Origin of the sequence: Maribacter hydrothermalis, from assembly GCF_001913155.1 — a bacterium.
In the GTDB taxonomy this organism is placed as follows: Bacteria; Bacteroidota; Bacteroidia; order Flavobacteriales; family Flavobacteriaceae; genus Maribacter; species Maribacter hydrothermalis.
In genome coordinates this window covers 2,151,449-2,172,204 of the sequence record NZ_CP018760.1, presented here as the reverse complement: position 1 = coordinate 2,172,204, position 20,756 = coordinate 2,151,449, and the positions used below count along the sequence as shown (strand labels likewise).

Below are 20,756 nucleotides of genomic sequence, written 5' to 3'. Positions count from 1 at the left end.
CACCATTTATTATGTTACGAGCTGTTATTGTTGATGACGAAATAAAAGCTATTCAAAGTTTAACTTGGGAGCTTACAAATTTTAGTGACGAGATAAATGTAATAGCCTCGTTCACCAATCCAAATGATGCTTTAGATTACTTAGAAAAAAATTCTCCCGACTGTTTATTCTTAGATATTGAAATGCCAACAATGGATGGGTTCCAATTTATAGGAAAACTAATAAATAAAAATTTTCCCGTAATTATAACTACAGCATATAATCAATATGCCTTAAAAGCTATAAAAAATGAAGCGTTGGACTATCTGTTAAAACCAATAGATACAGATGATTTAGAAGATACTATTCTTAAAATTAAGAAATTTAATAATAAAAATTTTTCGGTAGAAAAATTAGAGAAAGCCCTTCTTAATTTTAACTCTAGGGCCATTCATAAAAGAATAACTCTTAATACAGACGGCAAATTGTTATTTCTTGAAAGTGAAGAAATACTATACGCAGAATCTGATGGTAATTATAGCACGATATATTTGACCGACGGACAAAAAATTGTACTCACTAAAAAACTTAAAGAAGTGAATGAATTATTACCTTCCGATTCTTTTTTCAGAATACATAATTCGTATATAATAAATTTATATAAAATTAAAGAATTTTTAAAAACCGATGGTTATGTGGTGCTAAAATCTAACCATAAAATACCTGTTTCTAGACAAAAGAAATCAGATTTTTTAGATTTGTTGTAATCCGTTTATGAATAAAAACCACAGTATATTTAATATTTTTCCTACAAAAGTTGCTATTGAAAACAAGTTGAATCTATTGTTTTTAATACTTTACTTATTACTTCATTCGGCGCAAAGTTATTCTCAATCAATAACACCAGAATTTGAAAAGAAAACAGATAGTCTAATACAAGCTGCCCCTAAAACATACGCGGAAATTGATAAAGTTCTTCGACCATTTAGAAAGGACAGTACTTTAATACGCTATGTAAATCAAAAATCAGAAGATAAGAATTACTTAAGCGGTCAAGCTTATGCTTTAAATCAATTAGGTAGAATATATCGTGATATTTCTGAATATCAAAAAGCCCTAGACTTATTTCAAGAAGCATTGTCAATATCGTTCGAGGCCAACAGTCTTGAATTCAGAGTCTATAGTCTAAACATGATTAGCGTTGTATATAGAAGAACTGACGCCATAAAATCTGCGCTAGATTTTAGTCAAGAAGCATTAGAATTAGCGGAAACAGTAGTTGAGCCAAGTATAGGGCTAAAACGTAGTATAAATGTTTCGTTAAATAGTATTGGTAATATTTATCAAATGCTTGAACAATACGATTTGGCTATAGAAAAATTTGAACGTTCCATGATTCTTGAAAAAGAATTGGATAACAAACTTGGCCTAGCCATTAATCATCAAAATTTAGGCGAATGTTACGAAGCCCAAGGAATGCTAGAACCTGCGCTTCAAAATTTTAGAAAATCTTTAGTCTATAATGAAATCATCAATTCCGAAAAAGGAAAAATTATTTGTAATTATAGTATTGCTCATGTTTATGTACATAATGGTAAAATAAATGAAGCTGTTTTACTGTTACAAACAAACCTAAAAAAAGCTCAAAAATTAGGAGATCAAAAAATAGTTACTACTATTTTAATTAACCTTGGTTGGGCCTTAACCAGATTTGGGGATTATAGTGCTGCAGAAACCAATTTAGAAAACGGTTTATCCTTAGCTAAAAAATATAATCTTAACGCTGAAATTGCAGAGGCAAATAAGTTCTTATCCGAACTTTGGATTAAAAAGGATGATTACCAAAAAGGTATGAGCTATTTTAAAGAATCTAAAAAGTATGAGGATCGTATTACCAACTCTCTAAACTTGCGCTATGTAAACGACATGATATTAAGATACGAGTCTCAAATGAGAACAAATCAACTTAAGAGACTAGCCGAAGAAAATGAATCTGTCCGTTTAAAACTTAGAAAAAACAAAACTATATTAATCATCATTGGCGTTTTCTTAGTGCTACTCATAGGCATTTTGTACATATTATACAGACAAAGTCAATTGAATGCTGAAAAGAAACTACTAACACTTGAACAAAGTATGTTGCGTAGTCAAATGAATCCTCATTTTCTATTTAATTCATTAAACTCTATTAAGCTATACATTATAAATAATGAAAAGAAAAATGCGGTTCATTATCTAAACAAATTCTCCAAATTAGTTCGCAAAATACTAGAAGCATCTTCTCAACGAGAAATATCATTAGCAGAAGAATTAGAAACAGTAGCGCTTTACATGAACATTGAGAATATAAGATTCTCTAACGAAATTAATTTTAACGTACACATAAAAGATGATATAAATACGCATAACATAAAAATACCTTCCTTAATATTACAGCCTTTTTTAGAAAATGCCTTATGGCATGGCTTATCATCTAAAGATGGTATTAAGAATATAGACTTAGAAATAAAGAAAGGAAAAAACGAATTTATTGAAATAATAATCACCGATAACGGCGTAGGCAGGGAAGCTGCTGAAAAGATAAAAGACGGAAAAGTTTTAAAAAGAAAATCGGTCGGTATTGATATAACTAAAGAGCGCTTGGCTAATTTTTCTAGGGATTACGAGAACTTTTTTCATGTAGAAATTATAGATAAATTCGATGATGAAACTAACCCTATAGGCACACAAATAATTATCTATATCCCAACTATTTAAGATGGTCCTTAGCGACTACTTCCAATTCCTTGTACCAATCATCACCAAATTTTCTTATTAAAGCCTCCTTAACAAACCTATAAACTGGTACTTTCAATTCGTCACCTAAGGCACAGGCAGGATCACAAATTTGCCATTTATGATAATTTACAGCGGTTAGTTCTGTATACTCCTTAACTCTTACTGGGTATAAATGACATGAAACTGGTTTTTTCCACTTTATTTTACCTTGATTATAAGCTTCCTCAATACCGCATTTGGCAATTTTACGGTCATCAAAAATTACATAAGCACATTCACTACCGTTTACTAAAGGAGTTTCCCATTCCCCATCTTCGCCTTTAACAAATGCTCCTTGTTCTTCAATTACCTTAATACCTTCGGGTCGTAGAAATGGTTTTACCTTAGCGTAAATATCGACCATTATCTCCGTTTCAGAATCTTCAACTGGTGCGCCGGCCTCCCCATCAACACAGCACCCCCCTTTACAAGCGTTAAGATTACAAACAAAATCCCTTTCTATAATCTCTTCTGATACAATAGTTTTTCCTAATTGAAACATAGCATTATTTAAAAGGCGCAAGATACATTATTTTAAAAAGGTTGTGGCTTTAGAATATTTCAAGAATAAACATCCAAACCGCTATTTATAAACGTAAATTTGCAAAAAAATTGAAGCATGGATTTTCATTTTAATTTAAGAGAGATAGCTACGGCCAGTATGGTACTTTTTGCGGTTATCGATATTCTTGGTAGTATTCCAATTATAATAGGCCTTAGAAAAAAAGTTGGCCATATTCAATCTGAAAAAGCATCCATAGTCGCCGCAATTATAATGGTATCATTTTTATTTTTAGGAGAAGAAATCCTAAACCTAATTGGCATTGATGTAAACTCATTTGCGGTTGCAGGAGCATTTATCATCTTCTTTCTTGCCATAGAAATGATTTTAGGCATTACGTTATATAGGGATGACGAGCCTGAAAGTGCCTCAATTGTACCTATTGCATTTCCTTTAATTGCTGGAGCCGGTACTTTGACTTCTTTATTATCTTTAAGAGCAGAATATTTTGTAGAGAACATTATTGTTGCAATTATAATCAATATAATTTTTGTTTTTATTGTACTTAAGTCATCGGTTAAAATCGAAAAAATGTTAGGTAAAAACGGCGTTAATGTAATTCGAAAAGTATTTGGCGTAATTTTAATGGCTATAGCTGTTAAATTATTTGCAGCGAATATTAATCAACTTTTCTAAAACAAGGGAAGGTTGTATTTTTAAACAAACCAATCATATGAGCAAAACATTATCATTCATTTTTATAGCAATTGCAGTAGCATTAATTGCCTATAATGTAACTATGGTAGATTTTAGCGACCCATTTGAGAAAGATAGCACAATAGCCCTTATTGGCATAATGGCCTCGTTATGTGCAATTATTTTACTTTTGGTGTTTGTAACCAGTAAAAAGATTCAGGACAAAATAAACAAGAATTAGTTATTGGCTTTTATTAAGCCAGAATCCTGTTGTTGAACCACGCTACCGTCTAATTCTAAAACTTTTTGAAGCATAGTGTCTTCATCAGCTTTAATTTTAGCATGTATATTGGTATTGAACAATTGCTCTGCAATACTTGCTTTTAAAAATAATTTAATGCTTTTTTCGTGGTCATAGAAGTTCATTCGTAAATTTCGATCTACAGAGTACTCCACAAATTTTTCAAAAAGAATATCATCTACTTTAAAATCGTTCACAAACTCTTCTTGGTTGTATTGCGCATACCGTTCTCGGTCTTCTTCTAAATGTTCAAACACGAAAAAAGAAAGAAAGCCCAAATTATCCATACTCTCAACTGCCTCCTCCTCATTACTTCCTATTGGAATAAAAACATCAGGTATTATACCTCCACCGCCGTAAACAACCTTACCCAAAGGAGTTGTAAATTTTAAGGAATCTGCAACTTTAATGCTATCAACTGAAATCATTTCTCCACTATGATATCTATCCGTAAAGCGCTGATAATAATCTTTAGTACCATTTGCATATGATTTTTGAATACTTCTCCCAGTGGGTGTATAATATCTTGAAACCGTTAAACGAACTGCAGAACCATCACCTAAAGCCATTTCTCGCTGAACTAAACCTTTTCCAAAAGAACGACGACCAATAATAGTGCCTATATCATTATCCTGAAGCGCACCGGCAACTATTTCACTTGCAGAAGCAGACCTTTCGTTAATAAGTACGTAAACAGGTTTATCTTCAAAACTACCTTCATCAGTTGCAAAACTCTTGTTTATTTTACCCTTTTTATTCTTTGTAAATAAAATTAGCTTCCCATCCTTTAAAAATTCATCGGCAATTTCTTCAGCCATTCCTAAGTATCCACCAGGGTTATCACGCAAATCAAGAACTAGTTTTTTTGCTCCCCTCTTTTGTAATTCTATCAAAGAAATTTTAAACTCTTTATATGTAGATTCTGCGAATCTATTGACTTTAATATAGCCAATATCTTTGGTAAGCATGTAGTAAGCCTCTATACTTTTTAAAGGGACAACACCACGTTTCACTTTTATATTAAATGTTTTATTTTCAGCTTTTCTGAATATTTTTAGGTCTACTGTGGTACCCTCTTTGCCTTTTAGCTTTTCAACAATGATCTCACTAGGGAAATCTTTGCCAAATAGGGTGTCGTTATCAGCCATTAAAATACGGTCGCCTGGCAAAATACCCTTTACAAAACTAGGACCATCTTTAACCGTTTTAATAACTGTGATAGTATCTTTATATGCATAAAAATTTACTCCTATACCCACGAAATCGCCTTTCATATTATCGGAAACACGATCCATTTCTTTTTCGGAAATATATACAGAATGTGGATCTAATTTTTCGAGAATACTATTTACCGTAACATCAACTATACTATCTGTATTAACATCGTCAACATATTCATAGTCGATATAATCTATAAGTCTATTAAGTTTATCCTTTTTAGAATTGGTAGAAAAAAGTCTTTCTGGTGAATCATTAAAATTAAGTTTTCCTCCTATAAAAAAGCCAATAGCAATAGCTGAGGCTATAATTATAGGTAAAAGGAAACTATATTTTTTATTCATCATAAGTTTAAACGTTAGATCGCTGCATTTATTTCTGTCATGTGTTCTATTTCTACTCCTGCTTTTTTTAAGAATTTTAATCCAGAATCGTCTTTGTAACCTATTTGATACACTACACGTTTAATGCCAGACTGATGTATTAACTTACTACATTCTCTACAGGGCGATAATGTAATGTAAAGTGTAGCCCCTTGGCAAGACTGTGTAGAACTTGCTACTTTGAGAATTGCATTGGCTTCGGCATGCAAAACATACCACTTTGTATATCCTTCTTCATCTTCACAAAAATTCTCAAAACCTGTTGGTGTACCATTATAACCATCAGAAATAATCATTCTATTTTTTACAATAATAGCCCCAACTTGTTTTCTTTTACATGAAGATAGTTTCCCCCACTCTTTGGCCATTCTTAAATAAGCCCTGTCATACTTTAATTGTTTCTCTTTTTTCATTCCACTAGCTTTCAAAAGCTTAAAGCACTAAGGTACCTGCTTTGTTATACAGGGACAAAATCTTAGGCTAAAATTTAACAATGTTAAACTGGTAAAGTTTGATATAACAATGGCAGCGTTATTAATGCAATCAAAATACTGCCAACTGTAATGAACACCCTCTGATTTATTTTTAAAATAGATTGAGCAATAAAAGCCAATACAAGAATCATCAAAACAATAACCACTTGTGAAATTTCTATGCCCGCAGCAAAACCAAATAAAGGTCCCAATTTATCCTCTTCACCCATAATCATCATTTTAAAATAATTAGAAAATCCGAAGCCGTGTATTAACCCAAAAAAACCTGTGGCCAATGCATGAAACCAAATAGCTTTTTTATCTTCTTTAGAGTCTTTATAGAATAAATTATATATAGCTGTTAATATAATAGTAACAGGTATTAAAAACTCGATCCAACTAGCTTCTACAATTACGATTTCATAAACTGACAATACCAATGCCAAACAATGTGTAAATGTAAAAACGGTTGCTAAAAGCAAAACTTTTTTCCAACTTTTAAAAGTAAAAGGGAGTGCTAACGCAGATAAAAACAAAATATGGTCATATGCATTTATATCTAAAACATGCTGTAACCCTAATTGTATATAAAACCAAAATTCTTGCATTGTACTTGTATTAAGATTTAAGTAATTTAATTTAATCCACGTTCCTTTTGAATGGTTTCATAAGCTTCTTGTACCTGCTTAAATTTTTCTTCAGCTCCTTTCTTTATAGCTTCATCTTGTGTATTTACACGGTCTGGGTGATATTTTTTGGCCATTTCTCTATATGCTTTCTTAACTTCTAAATCACTTGCCGATTTTTCAACATCTAAAATTTTGTACGAATTATTAGCAGATTTTATGAACATCGCTTTAATGCTATCAAATTCATTAAGTGAAACTCGTAAATAACCGGCGATCTCCCTTATTTTTTGAACTTCTAGATTACTGATAGTACCGTCTGATTGTGCAATACCAAATAAAAAGTGAAGTAATTGTAAACGTACTTCATAACGCGTACGTTGTGCTAAAAAGGTACACACTTTTTGGGCAGAAATTTCACCCTTTTTATTTATTTCATTAAAATTTCTGAAAATGGCATTCGCTTTTTCTTTACCATAGGTGCTTACAAAGTACTGTTGAACATAGTCCATCTCAGACTTACTTACTTGGCCGTCTGCCTTTATAACTAATGAGCATAAGGATAGTAAATTCAATTCAAAATCCGCAGCACTTACATTTGGTCTAGTGTAATCTTCAAAGACACTACGAGCATTCCCTTTTTTATTTCCAAAAAAACCGTCTATAATACTGCCTGCAAAAAAACCTAAAATTGCACCAGACAGCCCTCTTAAAGAAAAACCTATTACGGCTCCCAACCATTTTATCATATCGTAATTTCAATTTCGCCAAAGATAAAATATTACCAATTAAAAGTAAGTGTAAGGAAAAGTTAAGGTGTAAGGCACCTCTACGACTAATTGATTATCTTTGTACTAGTTTAATTTAAACATTTAGAATATGTACCCTGCGGAATTAGTAAAACCAATGAGAGACGATCTGGCTTCTGCCGGATTTGAAGAATTATATACGGCAGATGCGGTAGTAAATGCCATTAATAAAGAAGGAACTACTTTGGTAGTTGTAAACTCTGTTTGCGGTTGTGCAGCAGCAAATGCTAGACCTGCTGCTAAAATGAGCTTGCAGAACAGCAAAAAACCTGATTACGCAGTTACTGTATTTGCAGGTGTAGATAAAGAAGCTGTGGATGCGGCAAGAAACTTAATGATACCTTTTCCTCCATCATCACCTTCAATGGCGTTATTTAAAGATGGTGAATTAGTTCATATGATTGAGCGTCACCATATTGAAGGTAGACCAGCTGAAATGATTGCACAAAACTTAGTACAAGCTTACGAAGAGTTTTGCTAGTCTTTTATAGTATATAACTATAATTGAATAAAATAATAGTAGTAAAAACCGCTCTAAATAGAGCGGTTTTTTATTTTTGTACCATGCAGAAGTTGATTTCCTATATTATAACACCCGTATTTTTTGTGGCCTTTGGCCTCTGCCTTCTAATTTTTCACCCCTTACAATGGCTAGGATTTAAATTATTCGGTTACAACGGCCTTAAGCCTGTAGTAAGCAAACTTAACTTTTGCTTAATGCGATGTACCAATATTTTAGGCACTACATACAGGTTTACCAATAATCATAAGTTACCCACAGACAGGCCGTTAATTATTGTAACTAATCACCAAAGTATGTATGATATTCCGCCAATTATTTGGTACATGCGTAAGTATCACCCAAAATTTGTGAGTAAAAAAGAATTAGGAAAAGGTATACCCAGTGTTTCTTTTAACCTAGTACACGGTGGCTCTGTATTAATTGATAGAAAAGATGGTAAATCTGCTATTATGGAGATCGGTAAACTCGGTAGTTATATCGAAGAACATACTAGAAGTGCTGTAATATTTCCAGAAGGTACAAGAAGTAGAGATGGACACCCTAAACCATTTAAACCAATGGGGTTAAAAATGCTGCTTAAAAAAGCACCATCAGCATTAATTGTACCCATTAGCATAAATAATTCATGGAAACTAGTGCAATTTGGACAATTTCCCATGGGCTTAGGTGCAAAAGTTTCTTTTGATGTACAAGAACCCATTGAAAACAAAGGAGATTTAGATACCCTTATTTCACAAATAGAAGCTTCAGTAAACAGTGGTATAAATAGCTTTAAATGACAAATTCTGAAATTGTAGAGGTTACGATCAATTTTGTTAAAAAAACTTTACAAAACGCGGAAGGTGGCCACGACTGGTTTCATATTCAACGTGTTTTCAATAACGCTATACTAATTTCAAAAGAAGAAGATGTAGATGTTTTAGTCGTTAGTCTTGGTGCTTTGCTACACGATATAGCAGATGCAAAATTTAATGATGGTGATGAATCTCTTGGACCTAAAATGGCCGAAGATTTTTTACTTTCATTGACCGTACCAAAACGTACAGTTAACCATGTTACCAACATAATTAAATATAGTTCGTTTAAGGCCAGCTTAACAGACGGTAAAATAAAAAAGAAGCTCTTTTCTTCTAAAGAATTAAGAGTAGTACAGGACGCTGACCGACTTGATGCCATTGGTGCAATTGGAATTGCTCGTGCATTTAATTATGGCGGATTCAAAAATCGTGCATTGTATGATCCTGGCACTCCACCGAATTTAGAAATGACTAAAGCTGAATATAAAAAATCTACTGCACCGACTATAAATCATTTCTATGAAAAGCTTCTTTTATTAAAGGATAAAATGAATACCCAAACTGGTAAACGTTTAGCGGAAGAAAGACATCAGTATATGTTGCTTTTTCTAGAGCAATTTTATAAAGAATGGAATCCTCTAAAAAACTTGAGTTAATTACTACAACTATTAAAATATAAAACTTAAAAAGGGTCGTTATAGCTAGCTATAACGACCCTTTTTAAGTTTTAAAATATCTTTTCTTATTTCTGTGGCAACTCTCTTGTTAACCAACCACTTCTACTTGCTGTTGCAATTGCATAAGGTGTTATCCAAAATAAACCAAAAGTATAAAGAACACTGTATGAATATGCCCAAAAAGACTCCACTAATGTATAACGTTTTGCATAAAAAATAACTGGGAATGTTGATAAAACCAATATGCTTATGAACGTAGAACTTAAGAACAATAAAGGATGTGTAAAAACAAAAATTAACATGAACAGTACAAATGGGTAACAAAGTACAATTCTTGAGAATTGACTAAAGAACAACAATCTAGTTCCTGCTTTTGGTCCTTTTCTAAAGTTTGTAAATACATATTTAGACATTTGAATATTTTCACGAACATTACTTCTACCCCATCTAATAAACATTTTATAAAGTCCTTTATATTTTTCAGGAACATTAGTATAGGCAAATGCATTTCTTTGGAACAATACATGAAAACCTTGTTTCAAAATCATATTCGTCATTGCTCTATCTTCACCGATATCTGATGCCTGACCCATAAATGTTTGATTGATCCAAGCCTCTAAACAACCAAAAACAGCAGTTGCTCTATATGCGGCTAAAGCCCCAGGAGTACATAATACAGAATTTAAAGTACTTTCAGAAGAACGAACAAACTCAAAGCTAAGAGCAAAACTTACGTCTAGCATCTTAGGTAATATTTTATTCTCATTATTCAATACTCGAATATTACCAGCAACTGCACCACAGTTCTCATCAACGATAAACGGGCTCACTAAATTTCTCAAAGTATCCTTATCAACAATTGAATCACTATCAACTGTAACGAATATTTCACCATTACCTTCTTTGAAACCTCTGTACAATGCATGACGTTTACCCATATTCTTAGGTTGCTGACAAATAGAAACTCGGTCACCTAATTCCTTTTTGGCCTCTAACATCCAATTCCATGTATCATCTTTACTACCATCATCAATAGCTAGTAATTGAACTTTATGCTCTGGGTAATCACTATTAGCTAAACTTTTTAAAGTTGCCCACACTTGTTTTCCTTCATTGTAAGCTGGCACAATTACAGTAACGGTTGGTAATTCCTTATCTGAAACTGATGGTATTGCCTTATACTTTAAGAATCTTACAAATGTGTATACGAAAAAACTAAGTTTAAACACAAAAAAGGCAGCAGCTACAATCATAAAAATTAATCCGATCATGGTGCTTCTTCTTTCTAAATGTAATTGGGTAAAATCGTTTTGTAATATATATGCCAAGTAAGCTGAACCAAACATTAACACAAATGTGCTGCCCATTACGAAGATACCCCATGCATTGGCATTTTCTATAAGATGTTTAATTCTAGAGAAAAAAGATTTTTTCTTGGTATTGGTTATACCTGGCTTTAATTTTTCCGTTCCTATTTTGGTAGTGTTTTCGGTGTTCATAAATGGTTCTAGTATTTATTTAATTCCACCTATTTACGCTTACAATCAACTTTTGGATGTTATTTTAACAAAACTTTTTAAAGATTTATTTTAAGTATCGTTTCTGCACTTAATTTTAAATTAAGATTATAACTTATATCCTTTATTTTTTAACTTATTTAAAATATTCTTCTAATAATCATGTGGTTATATTGATAAAATGAAAATTCGGACAGTAAATATAATTTCATGCAGTCACTTTAATTCTTTAAAAAAAATGAAGTCAAAATAGTTTTAATTGACCACATTTATAAGACTCGTGTAAACTTGTATTTAGTTTAGGGAAATTTTTGTTTTTAAAATAGGTTTGCTTTGCTAAGCGCACCAAATCATGAATTTGAGTCGCAATTTTACCTTCTCCTTTGCTGCGTAAACCAAACCTACTATCATTTAAGTTACCTCCATGGCATTCTTGAATTTGATGTAAAACTTTATCAGCACTATTAGGTAAGGCTTTGCGAATCCAATCTGTAAAAATTTCACCAATGGCCCCATTTAACCGAACTACAGTAAATGCCATAGATAAAGCTCCATTGTCTGATACTGCCTTTGCTAGGTTTAAAATTTCGTGACTATTTATACCTGGTATTATTGGTGCAAGCATTGCATTTACGGGAATACCGTTATCAGATAAAATGCGAATGGCCTCAAGTCTTTTTTTAATGGTAGTAGTTCTAGGCTCTAATATTCTTCTAGTTTCTTCTGATAAAGAAGTAACTGAAATATTAACACCAATTAGTCCGTATTCATTTAATTCTTTCAAAATATCCAAATCACGCAAGATTAGAGAATTCTTAGTAAGAATACCTACAGGATGCCTATATTTCAAAAATACCTTTAAACATTTTCTAGTTAACTGAAATTCTTGTTCCGCCGGTTGATAGCAATCTGTATTGCCGGATAATACAATGGTACAGGCCTTCCACTTTTTACTTTTTAGTTTAGCTTCTAAAAGTTTGGGAGCATTACGCTTTACCAGAATTTTTCGCTCAAAATCTAGTCCGGCACTATAGCCCCAAAATTCATGTGTATTTCTAGCATAACAATAAATGCAACCATGCTCACAACCTTGATACATATTCATAGAATAACTCATGCCCACATCTGGGCTAGTTACTTTATTCACTATGGTTTTAGGAAAAATAGGAATGTATTGGGTTTTATTTTTATCAGCAACTTCCCCTTCTAAACGGCAGAATTCGAGAAAATCATTTCTAGTTTCATAGCTATATGCAGAAAATTTATTACTGGTATTTTTTTGGGAACCTCTTCCTTTAATCGAGGAATTAGAATTCATTAAATTTAGGATTTTATCCAAAAATATGGAAATTATCCTATTTATTTAAATTTTTATACATTAAAGAAATCAAATATTTAAATTGGCTGAATGAAAAGCATACCCTTTGTAGTCCTTCTTTTTTTGAACTGTTATTGTTTTTGCCAATTAGCCTCACCAAGTCCTTATGGTGAATATGATGTATTCATTGATGAAGAATTTAATGACAACATTTATCATAAAATAACTTTTGGTTCAGAATTAACCTCATATAAATGTATTACCCCAGAAGTTGATATTTCTTATTATTACGGTATAAATTCTTAAGAAAAACATTTTACAGAACAAACCGGACCTCCTACTTATATTGCCTACGCAAATGAATATTTTGAAGGTTTTATGTGGGGTATTGCTCTAAAGTTATTTTACGAAGAAGAGGGCACGCGAATTGTACTAATTACAAAATATCACTTCGGAAAAATACGTGCAAAGGGTAATTTTTTAGACTCTGATGCTATAGAATTAAGTCAAGAAATAAAATCGAAAGTAAATTATTGGTCTTTTTCTTTAGGTATTGAGGAGTCTAAATGGTCTAATAACGCCACTTACGGGTTATACCTTATTTATAATGGTTAAATGCTGGCACAGCCCTTAATCAATTTGAATTTAACGAACAACAATTCTCAAAAAACAACTTCAATACAAGAACGGTAGGTCTTGGTATTAGAATCTCTTATAATTTTAAAACTCGCAGTCAAGTTATTTAACTGTCACCAGAACCAATTGTTTTTTAGTTCCTCTTTTTGCGTAGAACATTAATTCATTATTCTGGCGATCAATATAGGGAGCAGATACCATTAACGGCAAACGTGCCTCGGTATCATCAATAACCTTATTATATTTCATATGCCCATTTTCATCTAATCGAATTAAAAAGACATTTCTATTTCTACTTAGCCCTTGCTTAAACATAATTCGATCATCACTTAATTGTTGCGGATTCTCAGACGATGTACTAATAAAAAAGTAAGTTGTATTATTTTTAGTGTATGCACTATATGATGCATAAGCACCATCGCCTTGTGTAACTTCTGTTTTATTTATATTTCTTGCCCAAACTAAATCTCCTGTTGGGCTCAATTTTGCACTAATAATATCATTATGGTGATATCTTGTTACCAATACACGCCCACCGCTAGAATTGGACTGTACACTATTACTAGTAAAATATTCTTCTGCGTTAAATAGAATAGTTCCTTCGTTCGTAATATTCATTCCTTTAAAAACTAAGTCTTTAATAGACTTATCATCTTCCCTTCCAAACTTGTCCATCATGAACTGTTCTGAGAAAGGATTAAATTTTTCGGACTTCAGTTCTAACGTTTTAGAATCTAGATTAAAATAAGAAATGCCATTATATCTATTATCTTTTCTATCTGCATAAAAACCTATACATAGCAATTCATTTTCTTTAAAAATAGGTTTAAGAGATTCTGGAAATTTTCCTGGAGTATAAAAGGACTGTACACTTCTACTACTATTGGAAATTCTAACCATTTCATATTGAAACTTACGCTCAGTAGCATTAAAACGTTTCTTTTTAAAGTATGCCTTACCAACCAAATACACATTCTGCAAATCTTTCGAAAAGGCTATATTTTCAAATGCATAGTTCTTTTCTTCCACCTCATCAGAAAAATCGTGCTCCATTATCTTATTCAAGTTGGCATTGAACACATGAATTATATGTTGATCAACCTTTCTTTTCTTATAATGTGTAGTTATGGCAAAGGCTGATTTTTCATCGTTAAATAAAATAGATGTTGTAAAGCCAGATGAGAAGTTTCTATTATAAAAATTTCTATCTAATGGTTGTTCAACCGGGTCCGACTCTATGGACAATATAGTTTCTTTAGTAAATTGAAATTGAGTAAAAGGACTTCTATGAACTTCGTATTGGTAACTCTTGTTTCTATAACTATATTCTAAAAATAACAGATATACTTGACCGTTACGAACGTAAGCATCTATGAAGTTTGCATCCTTCAGCTTATAATTATATTCCGTAACTAGTTCTAAATCTTTATTATAATGCTCAATAAAGTATCCTTTAGGGCGTAGTATAATACCTGTGTAATATGCACGTACGACTACTATACCTTCATTGCCATCATCTGCCATGGCAAGCATATTGGAATACCTGTATTTATCGTGGAATTTTTCGCCTATAGTGTACGAGACAAGCTCTTCTTGGCCAAAAGAACTTAATATATTGATTATGAATAAGAAAAAGAATACGCTACGTTTTAACATAACCAGTTTGGTTTATGTCATGAACCCGGAAATTCTGCTTTTCTTTTTTCTAAAAATGCAGTAGTGCCTTCGGCAAAATCATCAGTACCGAAACAGGCGCCGAAAGCCTCAATTTCCTTGTCATAACCATTTACAGTATTCTTAAAACCAGCATTTATCGCTTTTATTGCATAAGAAATGGCAACTGAGGAGTTATTGGTAATCTTACCAATAATTTTATGGCATAGAGACAACAGCTCTTCTTGTGTTGTTACATGATTTACTAAACCATATGAAAGTGCTTGTTCCGCAGAAATCATGCCTGCTGTCATGATCATTTCCATTGCTCTACCCTTCCCTACTAACTTAGGTAAACGTTGTGTACCGCCATAACCTGGTATTACTCCTAAAGATACTTCCGGTAAGCCCATTTTAGCATTATCACTTGCCACTCTAAAATGACATGCCATTGCCAACTCCAATCCACCACCTAATGCAAAACCATTAATAGCCGCTATTACCGGAGTGTTTAAATTCTCAATGAAATTGAATAACTTTTTTTGACCATCAGCTGCTAATTTCTTTCCTTCCTTTTCACTAAAATCAGAAAATTCTGAAATATCCGCACCTGCAACAAATGCCTTTTCTCCACTACCGGTTAATATGATAGCTTTTATGGCCTTATCTTTTTGTAAATCTTTAAAGGCACTTTGCAACTCCCCAATAGTTTCTTTATTTAAAGCGTTTAATTTATTTGGACGATTAATAGTCACTATAGCGGTGGTTGCCTCTTTTTCAATTAATAAAGTTTCGTATGACATTGCTATTGCTTTTTTGATTTATATATTTTCTTTAGGAAACTTAACACAGAACACTGTTCCCCTGCCCAGATGCGATGTAAACTTAATAGTTCCTTTGTACGTTTCCACTATATTTTTAACCATACCTAAACCTAATCCCATACCACTAGTCTTGGTTGTAAATTTAGGTTCAAATATTTTTTCTTCATTATCCTTTTCTATACCGTGCCCATTATCTGCTACCGATATTTTAACCATATCCCCTTCAGATGCTACACTTACCAAAACCCTCGGCGACTTCACATCTGGGACCGCCTGTATGGCATTTTTAACCAAATTGGTAACCACGCGTATTAATTGTGTACGGTCTAATTTCGCAATAATTTCTTCTTCATCAGCTATGAAATGTATATAATCTTCATTGAAAATATCCAAAGCTAATTTTACAATTTTAACCACGTTTAATGTTTCATTTTGTTGCGCGGGCATTTCGGCAAAATTAGAGAAGGCAGAGGCAATACTGCTCATAGTATCTATTTGCTGAATTAAAGTATTTGAATATTCCTTAAGTTTCTCATGAATTTGAGGATCATTAGGATCAAACTTACGTTCAAAACTCTGTACCGTTAATCGCATGGGCGTAAGAGGGTTCTTAATTTCATGTGCCACTTGTTTTGCCATTTCCCGCCATGCCTGCTCTCGTTCGCTACGAGCCAATTTTACTGCACTTTGCCCTAACTCATCAATCATTCCATTATAAGCAGCAATTAATTTTTCTATTTCTTCACCAGGATTATCAATGTAAATCTTTTTATTCTGTTTGCTTAAATTCGTTCTACCCATCATAGTAGATATTGTTTCTAGAGATCGCGTTATATATTTTGAGATAAAAAATGCGAATGATATCGCCATAAGTAACATCAACAAATACACACCTAATAACCGTAATAAAAACTCTTTTAATTCATGGTCGTTGAAAGAATTATCCTCAAAATAAGGTAGATTTAAAATACCAATGGGTTTAAATTTCTGGTCTGCTATGTAGGTAAATGAGGCTTGGTAATTATCGCCAGCTAAAGCATTTTCACGTACATAACGCTTAATAGGACTTACTTCTAATTTATTTAGAACCTCAGCGTCTAAACACATAGATATTGAATCATTGGCAAATTTTGGTCGTGAACTTTTTATAAGCTCGCCTTCTAAGCTATAGATATTAAAATTCATGTTTTGCACTACGGCAATCTCATAAATTTCATTTTTAAAAATAAGGCCTAAGTTTTCAGTGGTAACAGGATAAGTTGTTTTCTGAATGGCAAGGTCAATACTTTGGCGTATCTGTTCCTCCTTACGCTCCATTCTATTTTCGTGGTAATCTATATTGATTTCCCTAAACTGATAAACAGTAATGCCAAAAATTAAGACAGATGCAATTAACACCAATAAAATCATTGATACAAATATGCGTGTCCTAAGAGAAAACTTTGTTAACAAAAGTTATGCGTTTCGTTCAAAGTTAGCAAATATCGCACCAAAAACAGTCAAACACCATGTTCAGGCAAAAAAAGCAAATATGAAATCTAAATTCACTGAATTATTGAAAACATTCTTCCTCCTTCATAATAACTACAACCACAACCAATTACATTAAATTATTTCACGAACATGCTATTTAGTGTAGCGCATAGACCGATAATAAAAAAATATTTAAGTAAGCTTCATAAAAAAACATTATTCAGGTGTAATTTCTTACATTTAACTACGTTAATCTTTTGTATTTCTTTAAAAGTCAGACATGTTGTTTAAATATTTAATTCCGTTTCTTACTTTTTACATACTAGTTTTTTTTACAAATACGGCACAATCCCAAAATAAAAAGTTTATTCCCTTTAAGCATATTCAAGACGGTATGTCTCAAAGCAGTGCTACAGTGCTATTAGAGGATAAGTTTGGCTTTATATGGGTGGGGACAAGAAATGGACTTAACCGGTATGATGGGCAAGATTTTGAAATATTTACCAAAAGTTTAGATGGTAAAACCGGTCTTATGCACGAATATATTGTTGCATTATATGAAGATGATGAAAATATATTAATTGGTACAAACTATGGTTTAAGCTTATATGACCGTAGTTTAAATATTGTAACTCCTTTTCCATTTAAAAATCAAGGACAATCTATAAAAAATACAAGGTTTCAGACAGTAACTAAAATAAATGAAACCTTATGGTTAGGAACCGAATCTGAAGGATTATATACTTACAACCCAGAAAGTGGAAAACTTAACCATTTCTCTCTTCCTGATGACCATATAAAAGTTGAAAATCCAAGAATCAACCAAATTACGAACGTTTTTAAGTTGGATAACAACAGAATATTAGTTGTTGCAACTTATAATATTCTAGTAATGAACAACAACCTTGAGATAGTTCGTGATATTCAAGAAACAGATGAAATAATTACTGCAATTCAAATTAAGAACAACAACTTTTTATTGGGCACCGGCGATGGTTCATTAATTGAGTTAAACGTAAACCCCAACTCAGAATTAATACTTAAAAAAAAGGCTATAAGTCCTGGTTTTGGCATACGTTCATTAGCACAGAATATAACGAAAGATATATGGATAGGTACAGAAAATAATGGTTTATATATTTATAATAACGATTTAAACTTTATACAACATATAGAATACAGTGCCTCTCGTCCAAATTCAATTTCAGGTAACTCCATTTGGTCCCTTTTATGTACACGTAATGGCATTATGTGGGTAGCTCCATATAAAAGCGGACTTAATTTTTATGATCCTGAATATTATAAATTTACACATATAAACTCGGATCCCTTTAACTCCCATTCTCTAAGCAACAAACTCGTAAATTGTTTTTTAGAGGATGTTAATGGTAATCTATGGATAGGAACAGACGGTGGTGGTTTAAATTATTGGAACAGGGCTTTAGATTCTTTTGAGCATTATTCCTTAAAAAATAAAACTTTAAATAGTGATGTAATACTATCAGTTATACAGACCAAAGAAGATGAGTTGTGGGCAGGAACATGGACTAATGGAATTACGGTATTTAATACCAAAACTAAAAAATTCAAAGAATTAAACACCGAAAATTCATTTTTAAACTCGAACATTATAGTTGATTTTTTAAAGGATAAAAAAGGACGTATTTGGATCATTAATTATTTTGCAGGGGTACAAATATTTGATCCGAAAACAAACACTCATGAAAATATTAGTCTTACATCAGAAATAGATGGCAGCGAAATCAATTCTATTTACAAAATATTTGAAGATGACGAGGGTCATATTTGGATTGGCACTTTAAATTCTGGTCTTTTTAAAATGACCGACCGTAATGGTACTTGGGAAACTGTGCATTACAGTATAGAAAATTCATTGAGTAATAATTTCATAAATACTATTATCCAGGATAATACAAACACTATTTGGGTAGGCACACAGGGTGGTCTTAATAAATACCAGCCAAAAAGTGACTCTTTCCTAGCAATCACAGAACTTGAAGGTCTTAAAAATGATGCCATTAAAGGAATTATTGATGATCATGATAATCATTTATGGTTAAGCACTGAAAATGGTATTATTAAGTATGATACAGGTTCATCAGAAACAATTAATTATGAGGTTGGCGAAGGTTTACAATCTAAAGAATTTATAGCAAGTTCAACTTTAACTACCAGTAAAGGAGAATATGTATTTGGAGGAATAAACGGCTTTAACATATTTTCTTCCAGTGATGTTGAAAAGCGTAAAGACACCCTTACCTTATTTATTTCAGGGCTTAAAATTTTTAATCGACCCGTATTGCCTAATGATAATTTTGGGGTGTTAGAGAAAGATATAAGTCAGTTAGATTCCCTTACATTTAGCTACGACCAATCTGTAATAAACTTTGATTTTAAAGCGCTCACCTTTAGGCACCCCGAAAGTGTCAATTATGCTTTTTTTCTAGAAGGTTTTGAAAAGGATTGGAATTATGTGGGTAATAATCCCACTGCGACATATACCAACTTAAATCCGGGAGAATATACACTCAAAATTAAATCGACAAATTCTGATGGCGTTTGGATAGATAATGAAATAGACCTCCATATAACCATTACTCCTCCATATTGGCAAACATGGTGGTTTCAATTTTTAATGGCTGTTTTAGTTTTTTTACTTTTATATATAGCCTATTATATTAAACTTAAAACTATTAAAGGGACTCAACGAAAATTGGAGTTAAAGGTAGGGGAACGCACAAAAGAATTACAACATCAAAAAAACAAACTTTTAGAGGCTGCAGACAATTTAAAATCAAAAAACGAAGAAATTCAACGCTTTACCTTCGCAGTATCACATGATTTAAAAAGTCCGCTAGGCAACATTAAAGGACTAGCCAGTCTAATTCCATTAGAAATGGAATTAGAAAAAAACCCAAATGTAGTCGAATACTTGAGCTTAATCGATATTTCATGCAACAATATGAACGAATTAATAGCCGATATCACTGAAATTGCACGACTTGGTAAAATTGAGAATAAAAACGAATTATTAAACACCAATGAAATATTAAATTTATCAAGAAATCTTATTGAGAGTAAACTCCAAAAAGAAAATATAAAACTTACCGTCGCGGAAAATCTGCCCGAAATTTTTGGTGATCGTAAAAGAATAATTCAAGTTTTTAGCAACTTTTTAGATAATGCCATAAAATATATGGGAAATCAACCTAATCCTAAAATAACCGTAAATTTCGAAGATAATGGTGATTATACAACTTTTTTGATACAAGACAATGGGTCGGGTATGGATGAGCTCGACCTGAAAAAGTTGTTTACTCCTTTTGAACGATTTCATGATCATGTTGAGGGTGCTGGCCTGGGGCTTTATATGGTAAAACAAATAGCGGCTTCTCATAATGGTACCATAACCGCCACATCTAAAGGAAAAAACCAGGGGTCAACATTTAAGTTTATTTTACCTAAAGCCAAAATTGCCGCACAAAAAGCTAAAAAATCGTTACAGACATAGAT

General features: G+C 32.4%; 20 protein-coding genes. 10 read left to right on the top strand and 10 right to left on the bottom strand.

Annotated features, from left to right (window positions below; genetic code table 11):
- The first annotated feature begins 11 nt into the window (after positions 1 to 11).
- Positions 12 to 746 (top strand): LytR/AlgR family response regulator transcription factor, encoded by a 735-nt coding sequence (locus BTR34_RS09305; RefSeq protein ID WP_068480553.1) that lies wholly within the window; start codon positions 12 to 14, stop codon positions 744 to 746.
- Between the two features lie 7 nt (positions 747 to 753).
- Positions 754 to 2,736 (top strand): tetratricopeptide repeat-containing sensor histidine kinase, encoded by a 1,983-nt coding sequence (locus tag BTR34_RS09300; RefSeq protein ID WP_068480550.1) that lies wholly within the window; start codon positions 754 to 756, stop codon positions 2,734 to 2,736.
- Here the strand turns inward: BTR34_RS09300 and BTR34_RS09295 are convergent.
- Complete coding sequence (locus BTR34_RS09295; RefSeq protein ID WP_068480547.1) at positions 2,729 to 3,298, bottom strand: DUF3109 family protein; 570 nt, start codon at positions 3,296 to 3,298, stop codon at positions 2,729 to 2,731. The two genes, BTR34_RS09300 and BTR34_RS09295, sit on opposite strands and share 8 nt — an antisense overlap.
- A 117-nt stretch (positions 3,299 to 3,415) precedes the next feature.
- On the opposite strand from BTR34_RS09295, the gene BTR34_RS09290 reads away from it, so the two are divergent.
- Both BTR34_RS09290 and BTR34_RS09285 read left to right on the top strand, forming a co-directional pair.
- The gene (locus BTR34_RS09290; protein WP_068480543.1) at positions 3,416 to 3,994 is read left to right on the top strand and encodes a MarC family protein; all 579 of its coding nucleotides are present in this window, start codon (positions 3,416 to 3,418) and stop codon (positions 3,992 to 3,994) included.
- A gap of 37 nt (positions 3,995 to 4,031) precedes the next feature.
- Positions 4,032 to 4,235 carry a hypothetical protein gene (locus tag BTR34_RS09285; RefSeq protein ID WP_068480540.1) on the top strand — a complete coding sequence of 68 codons (204 nt, stop codon included), beginning with the start codon at positions 4,032 to 4,034 and terminating at the stop codon, positions 4,233 to 4,235.
- On the opposite strand, the gene BTR34_RS09280 is transcribed toward BTR34_RS09285, so the two are convergent.
- The 4 genes from BTR34_RS09280 to BTR34_RS09265 all read right to left on the bottom strand — a co-directional run bounded on the left by BTR34_RS09280 (position 4,232) and on the right by BTR34_RS09265 (position 7,744).
- Positions 4,232 to 5,857: a S41 family peptidase gene (locus BTR34_RS09280; protein ID WP_068481831.1), complete on the bottom strand. Its 1,626-nt coding sequence runs from the start codon at positions 5,855 to 5,857 to the stop codon at positions 4,232 to 4,234. The genes BTR34_RS09285 and BTR34_RS09280 overlap by 4 nt on opposite strands.
- A 14-nt stretch (positions 5,858 to 5,871) precedes the next feature.
- The gene (locus BTR34_RS09275) at positions 5,872 to 6,309 is read right to left on the bottom strand and encodes a deoxycytidylate deaminase (protein ID WP_068480538.1); all 438 of its coding nucleotides are present in this window, start codon (positions 6,307 to 6,309) and stop codon (positions 5,872 to 5,874) included.
- 83 nt (positions 6,310 to 6,392) lie between these two features.
- On the bottom strand, positions 6,393 to 6,977 hold the full coding sequence (locus tag BTR34_RS09270) for a HupE/UreJ family protein (RefSeq protein WP_068480534.1): 585 nt from the start codon (positions 6,975 to 6,977) through the stop codon (positions 6,393 to 6,395).
- A 26-nt stretch (positions 6,978 to 7,003) separates the two neighbouring features.
- On the bottom strand, positions 7,004 to 7,744 hold the full coding sequence (locus BTR34_RS09265; protein ID WP_068480531.1) for a TerB family tellurite resistance protein: 741 nt from the start codon (positions 7,742 to 7,744) through the stop codon (positions 7,004 to 7,006).
- Positions 7,745 to 7,874: 130 nt separating this feature from the next.
- On the opposite strand from BTR34_RS09265, the gene BTR34_RS09260 reads away from it, so the two are divergent.
- The 3 genes from BTR34_RS09260 to BTR34_RS09250 all read left to right on the top strand — a co-directional run bounded on the left by BTR34_RS09260 (position 7,875) and on the right by BTR34_RS09250 (position 9,780).
- Positions 7,875 to 8,285: a BrxA/BrxB family bacilliredoxin gene (locus tag BTR34_RS09260; RefSeq protein ID WP_068480528.1), complete on the top strand. Its 411-nt coding sequence runs from the start codon at positions 7,875 to 7,877 to the stop codon at positions 8,283 to 8,285.
- A gap of 236 nt (positions 8,286 to 8,521) precedes the next feature.
- Complete coding sequence (locus BTR34_RS09255; protein ID WP_317039561.1) at positions 8,522 to 9,106, top strand: lysophospholipid acyltransferase family protein; 585 nt, start codon at positions 8,522 to 8,524, stop codon at positions 9,104 to 9,106.
- A complete protein-coding gene (locus tag BTR34_RS09250; RefSeq protein WP_068480525.1) occupies positions 9,103 to 9,780 on the top strand; it encodes an HD domain-containing protein in 678 nt (225 codons plus the stop codon). Before BTR34_RS09255 ends, BTR34_RS09250 begins: the two co-directional genes overlap by 4 nt.
- An 86-nt stretch (positions 9,781 to 9,866) precedes the next feature.
- On the opposite strand, the gene BTR34_RS09245 is transcribed toward BTR34_RS09250, so the two are convergent.
- Together BTR34_RS09245 and BTR34_RS09240 are read right to left on the bottom strand one after the other, a co-directional pair.
- A complete protein-coding gene (locus tag BTR34_RS09245; RefSeq protein ID WP_068480522.1) occupies positions 9,867 to 11,300 on the bottom strand; it encodes a glycosyltransferase in 1,434 nt (477 codons plus the stop codon).
- 262 nt (positions 11,301 to 11,562) lie between these two features.
- Complete coding sequence (locus tag BTR34_RS09240; RefSeq protein WP_068480519.1) at positions 11,563 to 12,636, bottom strand: PA0069 family radical SAM protein; 1,074 nt, start codon at positions 12,634 to 12,636, stop codon at positions 11,563 to 11,565.
- Positions 12,637 to 12,726: 90 nt separating this feature from the next.
- Between BTR34_RS09240 and BTR34_RS09235 the strand changes: the two genes are divergently transcribed.
- Together BTR34_RS09235 and BTR34_RS09230 are read left to right on the top strand one after the other, a co-directional pair.
- The gene (locus BTR34_RS09235; RefSeq protein ID WP_068480516.1) at positions 12,727 to 12,942 is read left to right on the top strand and encodes a hypothetical protein; all 216 of its coding nucleotides are present in this window, start codon (positions 12,727 to 12,729) and stop codon (positions 12,940 to 12,942) included.
- A gap of 72 nt (positions 12,943 to 13,014) precedes the next feature.
- Positions 13,015 to 13,251 (top strand): hypothetical protein, encoded by a 237-nt coding sequence (locus tag BTR34_RS09230; RefSeq protein ID WP_068480514.1) that lies wholly within the window; start codon positions 13,015 to 13,017, stop codon positions 13,249 to 13,251.
- A gap of 123 nt (positions 13,252 to 13,374) precedes the next feature.
- On the opposite strand, the gene BTR34_RS09225 is transcribed toward BTR34_RS09230, so the two are convergent.
- The 3 genes from BTR34_RS09225 to BTR34_RS09215 are packed head-to-tail and all read right to left on the bottom strand — an operon-like array spanning position 13,375 to position 17,159.
- A complete protein-coding gene (locus BTR34_RS09225; RefSeq protein WP_068480511.1) occupies positions 13,375 to 14,928 on the bottom strand; it encodes a hypothetical protein in 1,554 nt (517 codons plus the stop codon).
- 17 nt (positions 14,929 to 14,945) lie between these two features.
- A complete protein-coding gene (locus BTR34_RS09220) occupies positions 14,946 to 15,728 on the bottom strand; it encodes an enoyl-CoA hydratase/isomerase family protein (RefSeq protein WP_068480508.1) in 783 nt (260 codons plus the stop codon).
- 18 nt (positions 15,729 to 15,746) lie between these two features.
- Positions 15,747 to 17,159, bottom strand: a complete 1,413-nt coding sequence (locus tag BTR34_RS09215; RefSeq protein ID WP_068480505.1) for a sensor histidine kinase — start codon at positions 17,157 to 17,159, stop codon at positions 15,747 to 15,749.
- A 343-nt stretch (positions 17,160 to 17,502) separates the two neighbouring features.
- Here BTR34_RS09215 and BTR34_RS09205 point away from each other — a divergent pair, with 343 nt between their 5' ends.
- Positions 17,503 to 20,754 carry a sensor histidine kinase gene (locus BTR34_RS09205; protein WP_235843151.1) on the top strand — a complete coding sequence of 1,084 codons (3,252 nt, stop codon included), beginning with the start codon at positions 17,503 to 17,505 and terminating at the stop codon, positions 20,752 to 20,754.
- Positions 20,755 to 20,756 lie beyond the last annotated feature (2 nt).

Bases quoted from the DNA above. Each gene is read 5' to 3' on its own strand.
- BTR34_RS09290 (WP_068480543.1), top strand. From the start codon at position 3,416: ATGGATTTTCATTTTAATTTAAGAGAGATAGCTACGGCCAGTATGGTA.
- BTR34_RS09285 (WP_068480540.1), top strand. From the start codon at position 4,032: ATGAGCAAAACATTATCATTCATTTTTATAGCAATTGCAGTAGCATTA.
- BTR34_RS09240 (WP_068480519.1), bottom strand. From the start codon at position 12,636: ATGAATTCTAATTCCTCGATTAAAGGAAGAGGTTCCCAAAAAAATACC.
- BTR34_RS09305 (WP_068480553.1), top strand. From the start codon at position 12: ATGTTACGAGCTGTTATTGTTGATGACGAAATAAAAGCTATTCAAAGT.
- BTR34_RS09225 (WP_068480511.1), bottom strand. From the start codon at position 14,928: ATGTTAAAACGTAGCGTATTCTTTTTCTTATTCATAATCAATATATTA.
- BTR34_RS09255 (WP_317039561.1), top strand. From the start codon at position 8,522: ATGCGATGTACCAATATTTTAGGCACTACATACAGGTTTACCAATAAT.
- BTR34_RS09215 (WP_068480505.1), bottom strand. From the start codon at position 17,159: ATGATTTTATTGGTGTTAATTGCATCTGTCTTAATTTTTGGCATTACT.
- BTR34_RS09260 (WP_068480528.1), top strand. From the start codon at position 7,875: ATGTACCCTGCGGAATTAGTAAAACCAATGAGAGACGATCTGGCTTCT.
- BTR34_RS09275 (WP_068480538.1), bottom strand. From the start codon at position 6,309: ATGAAAAAAGAGAAACAATTAAAGTATGACAGGGCTTATTTAAGAATG.
- BTR34_RS09220 (WP_068480508.1), bottom strand. From the start codon at position 15,728: ATGTCATACGAAACTTTATTAATTGAAAAAGAGGCAACCACCGCTATA.
- BTR34_RS09280 (WP_068481831.1), bottom strand. From the start codon at position 5,857: ATGAATAAAAAATATAGTTTCCTTTTACCTATAATTATAGCCTCAGCT.
- BTR34_RS09265 (WP_068480531.1), bottom strand. From the start codon at position 7,744: ATGATAAAATGGTTGGGAGCCGTAATAGGTTTTTCTTTAAGAGGGCTG.
- BTR34_RS09230 (WP_068480514.1), top strand. From the start codon at position 13,015: ATGTGGGGTATTGCTCTAAAGTTATTTTACGAAGAAGAGGGCACGCGA.
- BTR34_RS09205 (WP_235843151.1), top strand. From the start codon at position 17,503: ATGTTGTTTAAATATTTAATTCCGTTTCTTACTTTTTACATACTAGTT.
- BTR34_RS09295 (WP_068480547.1), bottom strand. From the start codon at position 3,298: ATGTTTCAATTAGGAAAAACTATTGTATCAGAAGAGATTATAGAAAGG.
- BTR34_RS09235 (WP_068480516.1), top strand. From the start codon at position 12,727: ATGAAAAGCATACCCTTTGTAGTCCTTCTTTTTTTGAACTGTTATTGT.
- BTR34_RS09300 (WP_068480550.1), top strand. From the start codon at position 754: ATGAATAAAAACCACAGTATATTTAATATTTTTCCTACAAAAGTTGCT.
- BTR34_RS09245 (WP_068480522.1), bottom strand. From the start codon at position 11,300: ATGAACACCGAAAACACTACCAAAATAGGAACGGAAAAATTAAAGCCA.
- BTR34_RS09270 (WP_068480534.1), bottom strand. From the start codon at position 6,977: ATGCAAGAATTTTGGTTTTATATACAATTAGGGTTACAGCATGTTTTA.
- BTR34_RS09250 (WP_068480525.1), top strand. From the start codon at position 9,103: ATGACAAATTCTGAAATTGTAGAGGTTACGATCAATTTTGTTAAAAAA.